This window comes from Microcoleus sp. N9_B4, from assembly GCF_036701635.1.
GTDB lineage: Bacteria > Cyanobacteriota > Cyanobacteriia > Cyanobacteriales > Microcoleaceae > Microcoleus.
In genome coordinates this window covers 128,413-145,317 of record NZ_JAUBRC010000004.1, presented here as the reverse complement: position 1 = coordinate 145,317, position 16,905 = coordinate 128,413, and the positions used below count along the sequence as shown (strand labels likewise).

12 protein-coding genes and 1 tRNA gene are annotated in these 16,905 nt (G+C 45.8%); 6 read left to right on the top strand and 7 right to left on the bottom strand.

Annotation, left to right across the window (positions count from 1 at the left end; genetic code table 11):
- The first annotated feature begins 179 nt into the window (after positions 1-179).
- Positions 180-3,191, top strand: a complete 3,012-nt coding sequence (locus QUA43_RS04110) for a UPF0182 family protein (RefSeq protein ID WP_333371272.1) — start codon at positions 180-182, stop codon at positions 3,189-3,191.
- Between the two features lie 157 nt (positions 3,192-3,348).
- Here QUA43_RS04110 and QUA43_RS04105 read toward each other — a convergent pair whose 3' ends face one another.
- The 4 genes from QUA43_RS04105 to QUA43_RS04090 all read right to left on the bottom strand — a co-directional run bounded on the left by QUA43_RS04105 (position 3,349) and on the right by QUA43_RS04090 (position 7,470).
- On the bottom strand, positions 3,349-4,017 hold the full coding sequence (locus QUA43_RS04105; protein WP_333371270.1) for a hypothetical protein: 669 nt from the start codon (positions 4,015-4,017) through the stop codon (positions 3,349-3,351).
- Positions 4,018-4,245: 228 nt separating this feature from the next.
- Positions 4,246-5,193 (bottom strand): PIN domain-containing protein, encoded by a 948-nt coding sequence (locus QUA43_RS04100; protein WP_333371268.1) that lies wholly within the window; start codon positions 5,191-5,193, stop codon positions 4,246-4,248.
- A gap of 240 nt (positions 5,194-5,433) precedes the next feature.
- Entirely contained in the window at positions 5,434-7,062 is a 1,629-nt protein-coding gene (locus tag QUA43_RS04095; RefSeq protein ID WP_333371266.1) for a site-2 protease family protein, read from the bottom strand.
- A 334-nt stretch (positions 7,063-7,396) separates the two neighbouring features.
- Positions 7,397-7,470: transfer RNA gene (locus QUA43_RS04090), tRNA-Arg, on the bottom strand.
- A gap of 940 nt (positions 7,471-8,410) precedes the next feature.
- Here QUA43_RS04090 and QUA43_RS04085 point away from each other — a divergent pair.
- The 3 genes from QUA43_RS04085 (at position 8,411) to QUA43_RS04075 (ending at position 11,850) form a co-directional block, all read left to right on the top strand.
- Entirely contained in the window at positions 8,411-9,085 is a 675-nt protein-coding gene (locus QUA43_RS04085) for an Npun_F0813 family protein (protein ID WP_333055855.1), read from the top strand.
- Between the two features lie 551 nt (positions 9,086-9,636).
- Positions 9,637-10,701: a hypothetical protein gene (locus tag QUA43_RS04080; protein ID WP_333371264.1), complete on the top strand. Its 1,065-nt coding sequence runs from the start codon at positions 9,637-9,639 to the stop codon at positions 10,699-10,701.
- Positions 10,702-10,854: 153 nt separating this feature from the next.
- A complete protein-coding gene (locus QUA43_RS04075; RefSeq protein WP_333371262.1) occupies positions 10,855-11,850 on the top strand; it encodes a hypothetical protein in 996 nt (331 codons plus the stop codon).
- A 14-nt stretch (positions 11,851-11,864) separates the two neighbouring features.
- Here QUA43_RS04075 and QUA43_RS04070 read toward each other — a convergent pair whose 3' ends face one another.
- On the bottom strand, positions 11,865-12,140 hold the full coding sequence (locus tag QUA43_RS04070; RefSeq protein WP_333371260.1) for a LapA family protein: 276 nt from the start codon (positions 12,138-12,140) through the stop codon (positions 11,865-11,867).
- A 451-nt stretch (positions 12,141-12,591) separates the two neighbouring features.
- Positions 12,592-14,025, bottom strand: coding sequence for a phosphoglucomutase/phosphomannomutase family protein (locus QUA43_RS04065; protein WP_333371258.1), 1,434 nt, complete (start codon positions 14,023-14,025; stop codon positions 12,592-12,594).
- Positions 14,026-14,264: 239 nt separating this feature from the next.
- Between QUA43_RS04065 and QUA43_RS04060 the strand changes: the two genes are divergently transcribed.
- Positions 14,265-14,450, top strand: a complete 186-nt coding sequence (locus QUA43_RS04060; RefSeq protein ID WP_333371256.1) for a hypothetical protein — start codon at positions 14,265-14,267, stop codon at positions 14,448-14,450.
- Positions 14,451-14,878: 428 nt separating this feature from the next.
- Positions 14,879-16,003: a hypothetical protein gene (locus QUA43_RS04055; RefSeq protein ID WP_333371254.1), complete on the top strand. Its 1,125-nt coding sequence runs from the start codon at positions 14,879-14,881 to the stop codon at positions 16,001-16,003.
- A 95-nt stretch (positions 16,004-16,098) separates the two neighbouring features.
- Here QUA43_RS04055 and QUA43_RS04050 read toward each other — a convergent pair whose 3' ends face one another.
- The gene (locus QUA43_RS04050; RefSeq protein ID WP_333371252.1) at positions 16,099-16,491 is read right to left on the bottom strand and encodes a DUF423 domain-containing protein; all 393 of its coding nucleotides are present in this window, start codon (positions 16,489-16,491) and stop codon (positions 16,099-16,101) included.
- Positions 16,492-16,905: the final 414 nt, after the last annotated feature.

Here is a 16,905-nt window from a genome sequence, read left to right as displayed (position 1 = left end):
AAAGCAGTTAGCCGTTGACCCGAAAGCAGGAGTCATATTATGCCCGGTCAATTACCATGAATAAAAATGCCTCCAACCCTGGCGGCAAAAGCATCATTCGGGAGGGTAAATTGCTCGAACCTGATATCAGTTATCATTCAACCAATAACTAATGACTAATAACTAATGACTAATAACTAATGACTAATAGGCGAATTTATCAAATAATCCTACTGATTGGGGGGCTAGGGCTGGTTTTTGAATTAGCCTCCCGCATGGCTGCAGAAATTCTCTGGTTTCAGGAAGTTGGATATCTTCAGGTTTTTCTGTTAAAGCTGAAAACTCAAGGGTTGCTCGCGGCGATCGCAATTGCTGTTTCTTCTGTCTTTTTGCTCGGAAATTTGGCTTTAGCCCGCCGCCTGCAACATCCCGCAGAAGAAATGAAATCGCCAGTTGTGGGGGCGCTATTCGCTTCACTGAGGGCGAACAACACGGGGAAGAATACCGGGAAGAATTACGAAATACCTGTTGCTAAATCCCAAATTAGCTTTTCCTGGTTGCTGTTGGCAGTATTCGGATTGAGTTCGATCGCAACTTTTATAGTAATTCACTGCGGGCTGTTAGCTGCCAGCAGCATCACCTATTTCGGTATAGCGGGCAATTTACCTGCACCGCCCGTGCAGTTTGGAATTGAGTCAATCCAGCAAATAGCGGTGCAGCTATTTTCTCGCTGGTGGCAGTTGGGCTTGCTGCTGGGGACAATGTTAGCTGTGGTAATTAAGCCTGATTTTTGGCTGCGGGCGATCGCCATTTTTATCAGTTTAGCGATCGGGCTGATTGTCGCCAGTCGCTGGACAAATGTTTTGCAATATTTTCACCCTGTTAATTTTAACACAACCGACCCTCTTTTTAATCAAAATATTAGCTTTTATGTATTTATTTTGCCCATCTTAGATTTGCTAGGATTTGGGCTGACAGTTGTATTTTTGTACAGTTTAGTATCTTGTGCTTTAACATATTTGCTATCGGGAAATAGCCTGAGTCAAGGGAGATTTTTGGGGTTTTCTCGATCGCAGCAGCGACACTTGTACGGGTTGGGTGCAGCTTCCATGCTAGCCATTGCATTGCGCTACTGGTTGGGGCGCTACGAATTGCTGTATGCGCGGGGAGACGTTACTTACGGGGCAAATTATGCTGACGTGACGGTGCGGCTGCCCTGCTATGGATTTTTGAGTATTTTGGCGGGGGCGATCGCACTTTTGATGCTGTGCCAGGTTTACCAATTCAAAATTAAAAATGAACTCCTAAAAAAAATTCTTTTAGCATGGGTAACTTTAACTTTTGTGGGAGGTTGGCTGCTGCCACAAATTGTGCAGCAACTCATAGTTCAACCCAACGAACTAGCACGAGAACAGCCGTACATTGAGCGCAGCATTGCCTTTACTAAAGAAGCCTTTGACCTCAACACAATCGAAATAAAAACATTCGATCCCGCCGGAAAACTTACTTATGCCGACTTAGAAAAAAATCAACTTACTATTAGCAACATCCGCCTGTGGGACAAGCGACCGCTGCTGCAAACAAACCGACAATTACAGCAAATTAGACCCTATTATACATTTCCTGATGCCGATATCGATCGCTACACAATCAAAGCACAAAAGGGAGATGCGGAAAGCCAACAAGTGTTTCTGGCAGCGCGGGAATTAGATTACACAGCAGTTGCCCCCGAAGCTCAAACTTGGGTGAACGAACACCTAGTTTACACTCACGGTTACGGCTTTACTCTTTCTCCCGTAAACAGAGTCGGTGTCGGCGGTTTACCCGATTATTTTGTCAAAGATATTGGAGTTGCAGCCCAGAAAGGAGAGACTGCTTTGGAAGTCACTAGCGATCGAATTCGGGCCAGTATTCCGATCGGCTACCCGCGCATTTACTACGGCGAAATCACCGATACAGACGCCATGACGCCCACAAAAGTCAAAGAATTTGATTATCCCAGCGGCGAAGAAAATGTTTACAATACTTACAACGGTAGGGGCGGAATTGCGATCGGTTCAATATGGCGGCGCTGGCTGTTTGCTAATTATCTCAAAAATTGGCAAATGGCGCTGACGCGCAATTTTACGCCAGAAACTAAATTGCTCTACCGCCGAAATATTAATAAAAGAGTCCGGGCGATCGCTCCTTTTTTGCGCTACGATTCTGACCCGTATTTAGTAGTAGCCAACGCCAATCTTAGCAATGAGGACATAGAAAAAGCCAGGGAGGACAATGGCAACAAGATTAAACCTGCACCCTCCGCTAATGCTAAATCTCCCAACTATCTTTACTGGATTATCGATGCCTATACAGCAAGTCCTCGCTATCCCTATTCTGACCCTGGAAATCATGAATTTAACTACATCCGCAACTCCGTTAAAGTAGTAATTGATGCCTACAACGGGTCTGTAGACTTCTACGTTGCCTATCCCTCCGATCCGATTATTAACAGTTGGATGGCTATCTTTCCCGGACTCTTCAAACCCCTAGCCCAAATGCCTCCGGCTCTCCGCAAACATATCAGATATCCAGTAGATTTGCTGAGCATTCAATCAGAACGCTTGCTAACTTATCATATGGAAGACCCGCAAGTATTTTACAACCGGGAGGATTTGTGGCGCGTTCCCAATGAAATTTATGGGAGCGAACAGCAGCCCGTAGCACCGTATTATTTGATTACGAAACTGCCAACGGAAACAACAGAAGAATTTATTTTGCTCCTCCCATTTACACCAATAAGTCGCAACAACTTAATTGCTTGGATTGCAGGCCGATCTGATGGTGGCAATTACGGAAAATTGCTCTTGTATCTGTTTCCCAAACAGCGATTAGTTTATGGCCCGGAACAAATAGAAGCTTTAATTAACCAAGATCCAGTTATTTCCGAACAAATATCTCTCTGGAATCGCCAGGGATCAAAAGCCATTCAAGGAAACTTATTAGTAATTCCCATTGAACAATCTTTACTATATGTGGAACCTCTTTACTTAGAAGCAGAGCGCAATAGTTTGCCAACTTTAGTCAGAGTTATTGCTGTCTACGAAAACCGCATAGTCATGGCAGAAAATCTTGAATTGGCACTCAAGGCACTTTTTCAGCAAAAATCTACTAATAAATCGGTCATTATTCGACCTGTAGAGGGAACAGCACCAGCTTTAAATAGTGAATGATATCGATTCCGGTTACACTGCTCATGATTGTTGACTGTTGACTGTTGACTGTTGACTGTTGATTTTTGACTGTTAACTCTGGGTCAAAAAACTGAATGGTTGAGTGTTAACTGTTGACTCAATTTTATTATTCTGAGGCCAGCGGAAATGATATAAATTACTGCGATTTCTGTTTGCTAGCAGCCTTAATATCCTGCCACCAAACATCGACATAGGGCCACATCAATCTCTCGTCTCCTCCAGAATCTAGTTTCACTGTCACCTCATAACGGTAAATATGCGTGAGTTCGCCAGTTTTACCATTCAAATACAATTGTTTGGGATTGTCGGTGCAAATTTCTACCCTTTGATTCAACAGCGGCAGCATCTGGGTAGAAGAACCCTGAAACGGATTTTTGCCTTTGATCGCATAGCCACCAATCAAAGACAAGTACATTAAAGCTAGGAAAAATACCGTCAATAAACCCACAATTACCAGTGTTTTTTGTTGTGAAAAACTGGTATAAACGCTTGCATATCCTACGATCATAGTTCCAAAAAACAATAAATTTGGCAGGTACAGTCCATCTTCCAGAAACACGCTACCAAAAAACATCAGGACTACCTGAAAACCAAATAATGCAGCCACCCAACTCCACCCAGTTAGCAACGATGCAGATAGTAGCCAATTCATTGCAACAGTAAGGGCGATCGCTATTGCTATTGCCCCAACTGGTGCTGCATAATCGTACTGTCTGAAGGGAAAAAGAACAAAAAATACTAAAGCATAAGCAAAACCCGCAAAAGCCAGTGCTAATCCACTAATTATTTCGTTCCCGTTCAGCATGGCGATGGATTTTTAGAGCACTAAAGTGAAGCGTTCGTCTTCTGTTTTGATAGTAGCCGTTGAAAATTCCCAGCGGACTAAGGCTAGAAATTATAAGCGTAGGGTGCACCACAAGAACCTTACCGCTATATTTAGGGGAGCGAACCGATTTGTTAATCAAGTGTGCTATTCCAGTTTCCGAAGGTGCAAATCAGCCACATCAGAAGGTGAAATTTTCAGAAAACCAGATTATTTGTCGATCGACTTAACAAATTGTTGCACAGGCTGTGGTAGAGCCGGCACAAAAGTCTTTCTAAAACCCCTAACATCGAACACTCGCCACAAAATACCTACCGCTACCGTCAAGAAAAATAACGCTCCCAAAAAATTGAACACAGTAGACAGAAAACCGCTGTCCCTTTTTTTCGGAGGTGTAATATGTTTCATGCGATATACAGCCGGCTCGTAATCTTTCGACTCCTCGCGACTGCGGGGCGGCGTTTTGGGGCGCGAGCTCGCACTGCGCCTCTCAGTCAAACCCGTTTTATGAGTTTTAGTAAAACTGCTGGGCGACTTTAGCTCAGAAGCGCCGCGGGTTCCCGTTAACTTGCTAGCAGAAGCCCCCGTGTGGCCAACAGCAGCATCCTGAATTCTGCTATTAGGGCGCTGAGTCGATTTGCGTTCGGCGAGGGTACGCATCAAACTTTGCAATTGCTGAGTCGCCGCCGGCGGGCGTTCCCCTTTCCTCGCCCAATTTAACAGCATCGCCCCGGTAATCCCGCAGAGATTCGTAGCGCCTACAGAAGCCAGCCGCTTCAGCAGAGGCTGGCTGTTGGACACAAAAATCACCAATGCGTCCGGGTGTTCGGTCGCCAAACCGTAAACGCACTGAGCCGTCGCCACCACCAGCATTGCTGGCTTGCTTTGATTTTTGATCGAAGGTTCGAGAGCGCGGTGTGTTTCCTGAGCGTCAGTTGCAATCCAGCCGCTGTCGGCAAAAAATCGCATAAACTCTCTAGCTACTTGCTCTTGAGCTTTTTCCACCGCTTGCCCTGTCAGACGATCTATTTCGTCGTACACTACTTCCGGGATATAGCAAGTTCCCACTTTGGAATATTCTTGCCACACTTGGGTTCTGCCAGTCATTAAAACATCTGCATCAAAAGTTACCAATACAGGAGGAAGTTGATTAGCCATGACTTTATCCTATAGGCTCAGATAAGTTATTTAAACTTAATCGATCAAGTTTAAACAAATTTTGGGTGATAAAAAAATCAACTTTTGGTAGTAGATAAATTGCCCTGGGCCGGGAGCTTAATTGGAAATTAGTAGTTAGGAACCCGATCGCCCTTCAGTTCCCAGTTCGATCGGTCAATTCCTAGATTCCACTAATTTACCGCAACCCAAGAGCTTATTACCAAAGATGCCCGACTACTGTTAATTCCCGATTCCCAGACGGCCCGCCAAAGCCGGAGTCAACGGCAACAGCGCAGCAATCATCAAGAACAAAGCTAGCAAACCCAAAGCCGCGCGAGCGTCGTCAGGCTCAGTCAGCTCGTTGAGGCTCGGTCGCTCTAAATTCCGCTGTAAAATCAGAATCACGATCGCCCAATACAGAGCCAAAGGATTAACTAAAGAAACGATAGCCAGCACCACAAAAGTCGCTAAAGTAGTGCGACTGGCTATTTTCCGACCGTAGATGGCTTGCACGATTCTACCCCCGTCCAACTGTCCCGCCGGCATCAAATTAATCGCCGTTATTACCAAGCCCAACCAACCGATAACTACCAGCGGGTGAACGTCAACAATCTGCTGCTGCAACGCCGAACCCAAAACCACTTTTGCCAAAGTTCCCACCAAAACCGAGCCCTTGAAAAATTCTGCGGGAATTTGAAACAAACTGCCGGGGTGAGACAGCAGCAAACCCGTTACCAGCATTAGCACAGAAACTATTCCCCCAGCCGCTGACCCGGCAAAAGCGATGTCAAACAAAACTTTACGGTTGGGCAGCAGCGACTCAAAACGGTCGATCGCTCCAAAACAACCTATCTGCAAAGTTGGTATAAAAAATGGCCAACTCAAGCCAACCTTGTACCGATTTGCCAGCACTCTGCGAGCAATTTCCCCAGAGCCTAAAACCGCCCAAATTCCCGCTGCAATTGGCATAACTTCTAGATATCTAGCCGGCGAGCTAAAGAAATCGAAACCTAGCAGCAAACCGCCTGTCTCTAAGCTAGTAGCAATTGTTGCCAGCAGCAGCACGACTGCTAGGATTTTTTGATACACGGTTGTTGGCTGCGGGTCGTTGGTGCTGGGCAAGATAATAACTACGGGCTTGTCGTCCTGATTTTCTACTAAAAATAGGCGGTAGCGATCGTTTAATCTTTCTTCCAAACTTGCCGTCAAACGTGAGTGTACTTGTTCTGGGTCTCCCCGGAGATTACCTTTGAGAATTACCCCATCTTGATAAGGAATCGTTTCTGTGGCAAAGAAAGTATCAATTCCAAAGATGCCTTTAATTGCCTTGAGGTCTTCAACTGGAACGGGAATTATTTCTGATTCATTATTCGCAGGCGACGAGGTGACGATCTTAATGGTTTCTGGGCCTGGTGGTCGCTGCGACTCAGGGGCAGAGAAAGCATCGCTTTGGGACTTTACCTCAGTCGCATCCGGGCGCGGCAGCACTGTATCAGATGCAGCCTTACGCAATTGCCGACCCAGATAAATGTACAATCCCGTCGATGCCACTAGCAGCAACAATACCGCCACTAGATTGAGGTAAATTCCGGCGGCGAACAAACCAAAAAACAGCAGCCAGGGACTCATCAGCGCAACAGACTGCAACCAAGCCAAAATTCCCAGTTTGCCAAAAGGTCTGGCGCGATAAAATCCCCAACCCAGAATTCCCATAGCAACCAATACGAGCGCAATTGTTGCCGTATTTTCCGATGCAACTATAGGCATTCCGGTTGCTTGCGCCAATAGGGGCTTTAATCGGTCGATCGCGCTGCGGTCGAGTAATAGCATTAAATTTTGGGGAACATTAAATAGAGTTGTTGGGAACATATCCAAACCTGTCGGAAACTAGCCTGATTACTAAGGATAACCTCTGAGGGCTACTCGGCCCACAACCTGCTGCTGGTGCTGTTTGAACATCGCAGGATCTAGGCTATTGACACAATAGACTTTTTATGATATCACATCGGCTGTGTCAAACCTATACTCAGTATCGATCGCCCAGAATCAGGCAGATTTGCCCAGTTTGGCAGGTGGGGCTTTTGCTTCGGATTTGTTTCGGATTCGGGCATCCAAAACAAATCCGAAGCAAATAAGATCTCAGCCTCTCTTTTCTTGGCGGTATAAAAGTGCTGAAACCCTTGATATCATTAAATTTGTGTAACGGGTACGGCAGGACTTGAACCTGCGGCTCGCTGCTTAGAAGGCAGCTACTCTATCCAACTGAGTTACGCACCCAACTCAAAAATTCCTAACAACATTATTGTATAGGTGCAGTGTGCGATCGAGCAAGTAAATTATGTGATGACTTACGCAGAAACCGCTTTGATGTAGAAAAAGACGGCGTGGAGCGCGATGGCCGGGAAAAAAACCAAGGTGATGAGAGTGCCTGTGCGTCCTCTTCCTCTATCTCACCCAAGCTGGAGGGACTCACCGGCAAACAGCACACTTGTAAATTTACCCTCAAAACTAGGTAGGACGTGAGCTCGGGTAACGTATTTAGAGGTCGAGTTGAAACCCAACTATTTGGTCGATCGCATCTCTCCCCAAATTAAGACGGAGCTCAGACAGGACAAGAGCCACAGGTGCTTTTTCTCCGATGTCTATTGGTTAGATTAACATCCGCTAGTGACAAAGCCTAAAACGCTGACCGCATTAGCGAAAAACCAGAGATCGTCCCCTAATTTTAGGTATGAGTTGAGACATAATGACTACTTTGCTGATATTGAGTTATGTTGGCCAACATTCTGCTCGACTTGATATTTGATAAAAATGTGGTAGAACTAGGATTGAAAGACTCAGGTGAAAATCCCTGATGGTACGGAGCCTCTATATAAGCTTCCTCTATGGCATCAAAGCAAAACAGTCAATCGCCCGCTCGGCACGAGCGCGAAAATCAAGCGTTGCCAGTACAGCAGTCGTAAATTGTGCGCGGGGGATTTTCCTTCGTGCATTGATTTATACGCCAAGGCTGAGAGACAATCTCAGCTTAGATATTTGTTAGCATTTGTTAGCAAAAAAGTATCGGAACGCTTGAAAAGAGAACCATCTCTGGGTGATCGGGAGCAATCCTGCTAATTTAAGTGGACTCGCTGAATCAAGAATCCCTTCGCCTTTAGGCATGGGGAGTGTCAAAAGCACAGCACCTCGGCCATGACAGGAGTCAAATCGCAGTGTCATGTTTATTCTGAAACGGCAGGATGTTGAAATAACCAATTTTCAACACCCAAAACGGGATCAACAAATTCCCATTCTCAATTATCAGGGGCAGACTTTTCGCCTGATCAGCGCCTTCAACGGCAAGCAAGCAGAAGACGCCAGAGCCTTGTGGCGGGACTTAACCGACAACCGAGGCAAAGCCTGTGTTCTGCTAGAAGAGCCGGATAGATATAGCGTCTGGGGAAAAGTCCGTTTAGATCAGCTTGCCGGTGAAGAACCGGCAGGGAATGAAGCAGCCAAAGCACCACTGTTCGCGCAGGCTTGTCTGCTGCTACTCCAAGCTGTTTACTTCGATGTAGAAGATCTCTTAGGCGCAAGGCAAGCCACATCGTTTCAGAAAGATATCGCCAAGGTATTTCAGCAGGGAAACTTCCCCCAGGCAGACTCCCCTGATGCGATAAAAAACTGGCTAACCGTTAGTCCCTTGCAAAATCACAAGGTGCCTCCTTGGCAAGAGCAGCATCTCAAGACCTTATTGCAAGAACTGCACCGTTTGGGTAAATCATATTTTGGCAATACAGACTTCGCGGAGGGAGTAAGCGATGTGCTGCAAGATATGCCAGCACCGGATCGGACTCAGTTTCTAGATTGGCTGAAACAATCAGCCCTCAACAAGTTGTGGATCGCAGGATAGAAAATCTGTGACAATTGCTCAGACAATTGGGTCCAGATAATTGAGCTTAGATAATTGCACTGTAGGGGGTACGCGATATACAGGTTGGATGGCCAACTTGTATTGACCAACCAAATTGTTGATTCGGTTTGGATGCCACCTATGGTCTGGCAATTTAACTAAGTTTCGATCGCAGTCCCCACCCAGAATCATTGATATGAGTAGGGGAGTGGGAAAGCAAAAAAAACCGATACCTCAACCTTTGAGGGTAGAATTTTAGAGATAGATTTGGTACTGTAAAAACCTTAAGGGTGGAGACATATACCGCATTTCTATCATTATATTTCCGGGTACAAGATCGACTAACTACTAATTCCTTGAATTAGTAAATAGATATTATTCTTGCTTAGTCTTTCTAGAGTGTACGAGGGCAAAAGTCCCAACGACACGCGCTCGGACGCCAGTTGTTCCGGGAGCGTCAGACAAAGGTTCTTTTGCGAAAGAATCCTCATCTACAATCAAAGATTGAGATGGGGTGCGTTCAACCGCTAGTTAGGTCTCGTGGAATCCCTATGAGTAGCACTTCAGAAAAGTCATCTACATCTCCATCTTTACTGTCAGCTCAGACCCTAGTGATTGCGGGCATTGTCTGGGCTGTAATGGCGCTGCTGTTCTTTTTGCTGTTCAGCGTCCCCCTCTCAGCAGAAGAGGGTTTACCTCTTTGGTACTCGATCGGCACTTATATTTTTGAATGCGGAGCATACTTCGGAGCGGCTTTAGTCTGTTTTAGAAACTGGCAAAGCCCGCACATGGTCAGCGGGCGCAACGTCTGGCTGGGCATAGGTCTGGGGATGCTGTTTTATTTCATAGGTGGCGTGCTGTTCGGGATTTGGGAACTCTATTTCGAGTTAGATCCCGACGTGTCTCCTGCAGATGCGTTTTATCTGGGCAGCTATGTGGTCCTGATCGGGGGCATGGTTGTAGCTGTGACTTCCAAGCGGCTGAATCTAGAAATTTGGCAGTGGGCTTTGTTAGCGGGAATTGCAGCCTTCGGGATTGCTGTAGCTATTTGGGTTGCTGCACCTGACTCTTGGAGGGCCCAGCTAGGAATGGCTCCGGCAGCCACTCAAGAAGAAGTAGTGACATCTGCACCAGCAACGGCTGCCACAGGAATAGCGCCTGATTTGGACAATTCGTCCAAGATACAGGCAAAAGGAGCAGCAGCGACTGATCCTGCATCCGCACTCGAAGAAGCAGAAGCAGAAGCAGAAATCAAAGCTCCGGGATGGGTGATGGCACTTGACAAGCAACTGGCGCCTCACAAAAACGCAATCAATTTGTTTTACATCGTTGGGGACGTTTTTCTGCTGATTATTGCTACTGCATTGCTGCTGGCGTTTTGGGGAGGACGTTTTTCCCAATCTTGGAGAATGATTGCGGCTGCAACTTTTTCGCTTTACATCGCAGATATGTACTTTAAATGGCGCGATACTCAGGCTGAGGGTAGTTATCAAAGCGGCAGTTTGCTGGAAGTCTTTTTTGTTTTCAGTGCCATCCTGTTTGGGATTGGAGCTATCTTGGAACATGACATCTCAACCCGTTCTCGCCAGAGCAGGCGCAGTCGTCGCGCAGCCTAGCGATTTGAGATTAGGGTTGCTTTGGCAAGGGATGGGCCGCGAAAGCTTTTTTGCCCTTGTCGGCATCTCTGAGCTTGAAATCGAAGATGAAAAATCACAGTTCGCTGACTGCTAGCCTGCGTCTTTTTACGTCTTTTTGCTGGAAAACTTGGCATGACGCCTACAAAACTCTCCGATTCCGATAAACGCGAACTCATCAGGCTGTACCGACAGTCAAACGAGAATACTATCACTCTGGCAAAGCGCTACGGAGTGAGCAGTTCGACTGTAAGGCGTATCCTTCAGGGTGCTTTGTCGGAGCCGGAATACGAATTTCTAGTGCAGCAAAAACAAAAGCGTTTGTCCGATCGCACAAGTGTTTCTGAACCGACAGAGGCGACTACTGAGTCGTCGGCAGATGGCGAAATTGATCCTGTAGCTGTTCCCCTGTCGGAGTCAGTCCCTGTCCTGCCGTCAGCCTCAAATTCGAGACCGACGATCCGAAAGCGTTCTGGAGCAGTCCCTGAACCAGTTGCAGAACTCGAAATTCGAGAGAATATAGAGTCGGATTTGGATGTTTCTGATGTGCCAGATGCCCCAGCAGCCAATATTGCCGATCGAAGCCACCGCGCTGTTGTGACTGGTGAACTAAAGGCAATGCTGCCAGCAGAAGGGCTGCTGGCAGGTGAAGACTTTAGGGATTTCGAGGACGACGACGAGGATGAGGAGGATGATGAGGATGATGAAGACGATTTAGATGACGACTTCGACGAAGATGTAGAGGATGAAGACTCTCTGTTTGAAGGCAGTCTGCTGGGTTCACTATCGTCGGGTGAGTCTATCGAGCTTCGGGGTACAGGACTGATTCAAGTTTTGCCTTTAAGCGAAGCATCTCTGCCCAAAATTTGCTATTTAGTGGTCGATCGGGCGGCAGAGTTAATCACCAGACCTCTAAAAGCTTTTGGCGAACTGGGTCAAATTCCGGCGGCGGAAATTCGCGAGAAAACCCTGGCAGTGTTTGACAATCACCGAGTGGCCCGCCGATTTGCTACTCGCAATCAAAGGGTTTTCAAGATTCCTGACAGCAGTATGCTGCAAAAAACAGCACCTTATTTGCGAGCTAAGGGAATTACTCGGCTGCTGATTGACGGTCAGGTATATTCGCTCTAAGGGATCAAATCTATTTAATATTGTATGGTGTCGGATTCTTCTGGATTTGCCTGAAATTTAGGACGCGAGTTTTTGGAATCTGAAAGGTTCCACAGCGGTTGCAGTAGCGCACCTCCGATAAGTCCTGCACTCAGGCTCATTGCCAATACTACCCCTACGGGCATTTGTATCGATTGAAAAAAGATAAAGTTTAAGGATACTGGAGCGGCGTTCTGGACTGAGATAATGCCGATCGCGCTGACTAAAATTGCTACTAAAAAACTAATGGCGAGCAGAGGAATTGTTTTCATAAACGGGTTGACAGGCTAGTAATTTAACTTGTATAGCCTTTCTCAGAAAGATGAGGTACTCATGGGCATAGGGTATAGGGCATAGGGCATAGGGCATAGGGCATAGGGCATAGGGCATACCTCACTTTTTTGATAACCGCTATATAATTATTTTATATTTGAAATATGTGTAAAATTTTTATTTGTGCAAACATCCCATTATTTAATAATATACAATAAGATTAGGGGAAAAGTCAAGTAGATGCGGAAAAAATAGAGAATTTTTTTAAATTAATTAAAAATTTAACAAACATAAATAAATTTACACTTCCCAAGCTTAAACAAATCCAAGTGTATTGCAAATATATAATTGGCCCAGCAGTTATCAAAAATACGTTACGTAAGGTGCGCCGAAGCGCACCTCACAATCCCAAGCGCTACGGGAAAAACCCCCGTTGGAATAGGTAGAAATTTAAACAGGTTCTAACTGAGAAATTACCTTTTCCATGTATTCAGCAACTTTGGTTTCTTTTTCCACAGAATTGGTTTCCATGTAAACGCGCATCAAGGGTTCGGTTCCCGAAGGCCGCAGCAGTACCCAGCCGCCGTCTTCCAGATAAAGTTTAATTCCGTCTTTGCGGCCGATTTCCTTAACGCCGATACCTGCTACTTCTGTGGGGGGATTCTTGGTAAAAGATGCCAAAACTGCTGCTTTGTGGGCTTCTTCTAGGTGCAAGTCCAAACGTTTGTTGTACAGGGGGCCGTTGGCTTCTTTAATGGCTTCTTCGACTAGCTGAGAAAGCGGTTTGCCTTCATAGGCGATCGCCTCAGCAACTAGCATATCAGCCAAAATCCCGTCTTTTTCGGGAATGTGACCCAAAACGCTCAAACCGCCAGATTCTTCGCCACCGATGAGCACCGCAGTTTCCCGCATTTTTTCGCCGATATATTTAAAACCGACTGCGGTTTCGTAGATTGTTAAACCGTACTTGGCGGCTAAATTGTCCAGCAAGTGGGTAGTTGCGACTGTACGGACGATCGCCCCAGTCAATCCTTTATTCTTAACCAAGTGACGCGCCAGCAGCAACAGGACGGTGTTTGGAGTCAAGACATTTCCCAACTCGTCAACAATACCAAAGCGATCGCTGTCACCATCGGTAGCTAAACCCAAATCCGCCGAATCCTTCTTAACAGCTTCCACCAACTCAACTAACTGTTCCCCCTTGGGTTCGGGCATTCCACCACCAAACAGCACATCGCGGTAGGTGTGAAAACTTTCGACATCGCAGCCGCAGTGTTCCAAAACGCCGTCGAGATAGCCGCGAGAAGTCGAGTAGAGAGCGTCGTATTTCACCTTCAACTTAGCAGAGCGAATCCGCTCCACATCGATCAAAGTATAAAGAAACTTCAGATATTCGGGTTTCGGGTCAAAAGTGGAAATTTTATCGTTATGGCTGCCTTTGGCTGGGGCATCAGAAGCACCAGCAATATTTGCCACAATTGTATCAGTAATTTCCGGGGTTGCCGGCCCCGCGTAGTCGGGGATGTATTTGATGCCGCAGTAAGGTGCGGGATTGTGCGAAGCCGTGAACATCAGGGCTCCTGCAGAGTTGAGATGCTTGGCGCTGTAGGCGATGACTGGTGTGGGGCAATCTCGATCGACCACTTTCACCGTCCATCCCAAATCTGCCAATACTTCCGCTGAGGTGCGGGCGAACTCGTCTGCCAGAAAGCGGGTATCGTAGGAGACTAGAACTGGGCGGTCTTTGGTGTAAGCGGTTTCTAGGTAACTGGCGATCGCCCGGGTGACTTTTCGCACGTTGGCAAAAGTAAAGTCATGGGCAATCAGTCCCCGCCACCCATCGGTTCCGAACTTAATTTCTGTTGAATTGCTGCTAGCGCTCATTTTATCCACTTCCTCTCGTCCTACTAATCCTACCCGAAGCCATAGCCTTAAAGACCTACTGACAGTGCTGTTTTTGAGGAGCGATCGCCCGTGGGGCCCGCATCAACCTCATCCTATCGCTGTAGGGGCAGGCTTCGGCCTCCGGCAGAGGACTCGAACCAGTCAGAGTTGGCAAAATGTGGGAGGGATGGGGCTAGTCAGTCGCTAATTCCGCTTTTGAAGGGTAGTTTGCCGATCGAATGGACGACGATCAATTGCGCGCGATTCCCTACGGGATAGCTTCGCTTCACGGGGAAGCTAAACAACTGATCGCAAAAAACGGCCCTGGCAATGGCATTAACGAAATGCACATAAATCTGATTCTCATCTTAAATTTAATTTTTTATTTAGAAAAGCCGATCTTTAAATTTGTTAGGGTTTCTTAACAATCGCCACACTTAAAATACATTTCTAATTCAGCTATAGAAATAAATTAACCAAAGTCATAGCTAGATCGTGCTGTAGCCTAGCTTCTTTAAGAAATTAGGGCGATCGACCAAAGCGCTCCAAAACAAAGATAAAGTATTCCAAGCAGCAGTTTTTTTGAGGCAGATTTGACTTTAATTGTCAGACTTTAAGACAACTTAAATTTATTTCCCGTCTTCTTTATAGGTAAAAAAATAGATTAGGGTCGCGATCACAGGGTGATGGTGATCGAGCGCACAATCAATAATGTTATTAACGTGCAGCTTATAAAAGATGCAGGCAGTCAAGCAAAATGACTTATAGCTTTAAGCGTAATAGCTGATGACTGTCAGCGTACAAATGCAGAAAATTGTAGTTAATAAAGTTAAAAATTAGGGGAATAGATCGGGTGCGAATTAATCAAAAAACCAGGTTTATTATGACGGGTATTTCACAAATATCTTCAAAATCTTTACCAGCAGCCGACCAACTTCAACAGGGCGCAAGTCAGGCGTCCCAAGGTATTACCGGATCGGACACTGACAAACTCCCAAAAGATAAAGGTGTCAGCGTTTCTTCCTTCGCAGTTAGCTGGGCAAAAAAATATTACAGTACAGTGGCGGGACGAGAGAACCAAGCGCCACGCCAAATTCTCCCAAGCCTCGATTTAACTAATTTTGAGGGAAATAGATCCCAAATAGTTGACAAATTGACAGATACCCTGAAATTAGCCAGCGAGATAGCTTGGAGTAGAGTAGAAGCTCTTTTAGGGGAACAAATACAGCGACACGCGATCGATGCAAGCTTAATTAATTCTTTAGAAATTGCTGCCGATTCTCGCACCTTATATCGGAAAGCAATAGACGCTTATGCTGATAGAGAACCTGTTTTCCGCTTGTCAGTGCTGGTGGGAAAAGATCTTATCAAAGTGAGGCGAAAATACTCAGAGACAGATCCGTTAGTGCTGGGATTTGTGACGGTGGAGTTTCAATACATTAGCAAAATTTTGTTAGGATGTCTTTCGGAGTCAGAGAGAGCAGAAGTTGCACCATACTTAAAAGTTATAGACGACTACCTACACATTCCCTACGGAGAGATTAACGAGGCGGCGGCGAATCAGCCCCTGAATTCAAGAGCTCTATTAGCCGTTCAGCATTTGTTGCAGCACACGACTCAGATTGCTAGTGCAGTGTACGATCGAGCTAGTGCCCAGCATCAAGGATACCGCAGCAGCAGCGGCTATTTGAGCGATCGCGAGGTAAAAATTTCTGGTATCCGTGATGTCGAGATTTTTCAAAGCTATTTGTGCTGGTGCGTTTTGGAAGATAGCATTCGCCCGGTACAGCAAGAATTGTTTCCAATTTGCGTGATGTTGTATCCGAAACTTCATGTAAGTTGGGAGTTAGTGCAGGATATGCTGCTGATTTTATTTTGGGAAATATGCGAGCGGCTTCCTGCTGAAGATTTAACGGTATTTGTACCTTACTTGCGTACTTTGACAGAGATGTTTTCCAGGGACGTGTTTGATAATTAGGGAATGGGGCATAGGGCATAGGGCATAGGGCATAGGGCATGGGGTCAAAAAGCGGAACTCTCGCGGAGGGATTTGGCATTGGGAATTGCCAATCTCTATTTAAAACTCCAAGCTGCGACTGCCAAACATCCCCAACCAACAATAAAAGCAACTCCCCCCAGCGGCGTAATTGCACCTAGCCATTTGATGTCAGTCAAACTCAGGGCGTACAAACTGCCTGAAAAGATGATAGTGCCGGCAATAAAAGCCCATCCAGCCACTGCAAACAAGATTTGAGACTCTTGGGCGCGGCTCAAGAGTAAACCGACGAGTAATAGAGCCAGGGCATGGTACATTTGATAGCGGGCACCGGTCTCAAAAATTGCTAAAGCTCGATCGGTCAATTGATTTTTCAAAGCGTGGGAGGCAAAAGCACCGCCTGCAACGGATAAACCTCCGAAAATGGCTGCGGTTGCCAGAAAGATTCGAGTTAAGATTAGTGATGACATATTTTAATGTATTTTATACTTGGCTTGTTCATAGATTTAACCCATTACTTTATGTTTGGCGTTAATGAGTAAGTGACACACCAACATAATTATACCAGAACGCTAAACTTATAGCAGCCTCATGTCCATAAACCGTGCTAAGCGAGTTTTTGTGGTATCTTATATTTGGGTTCATCTGTTTAACAAAAATAATTAGTGTATGAATTGGCGCTTTTATGTCGATCCTGAAACTGATTTACCTCATATCTATGAGCATGGAGTTAACAGGGTAAACGCATCTAAAATAAATTGACAGAAAATCATATTTGTGCATCGCTAAATCTGCTCACAAAACTCTTCTTAAAACTCTTAAATCTGATGCAATTAACAGGTTGAAACCGAGCTTGAAAAACCTGAAGTTTCCAAGCCAAATTA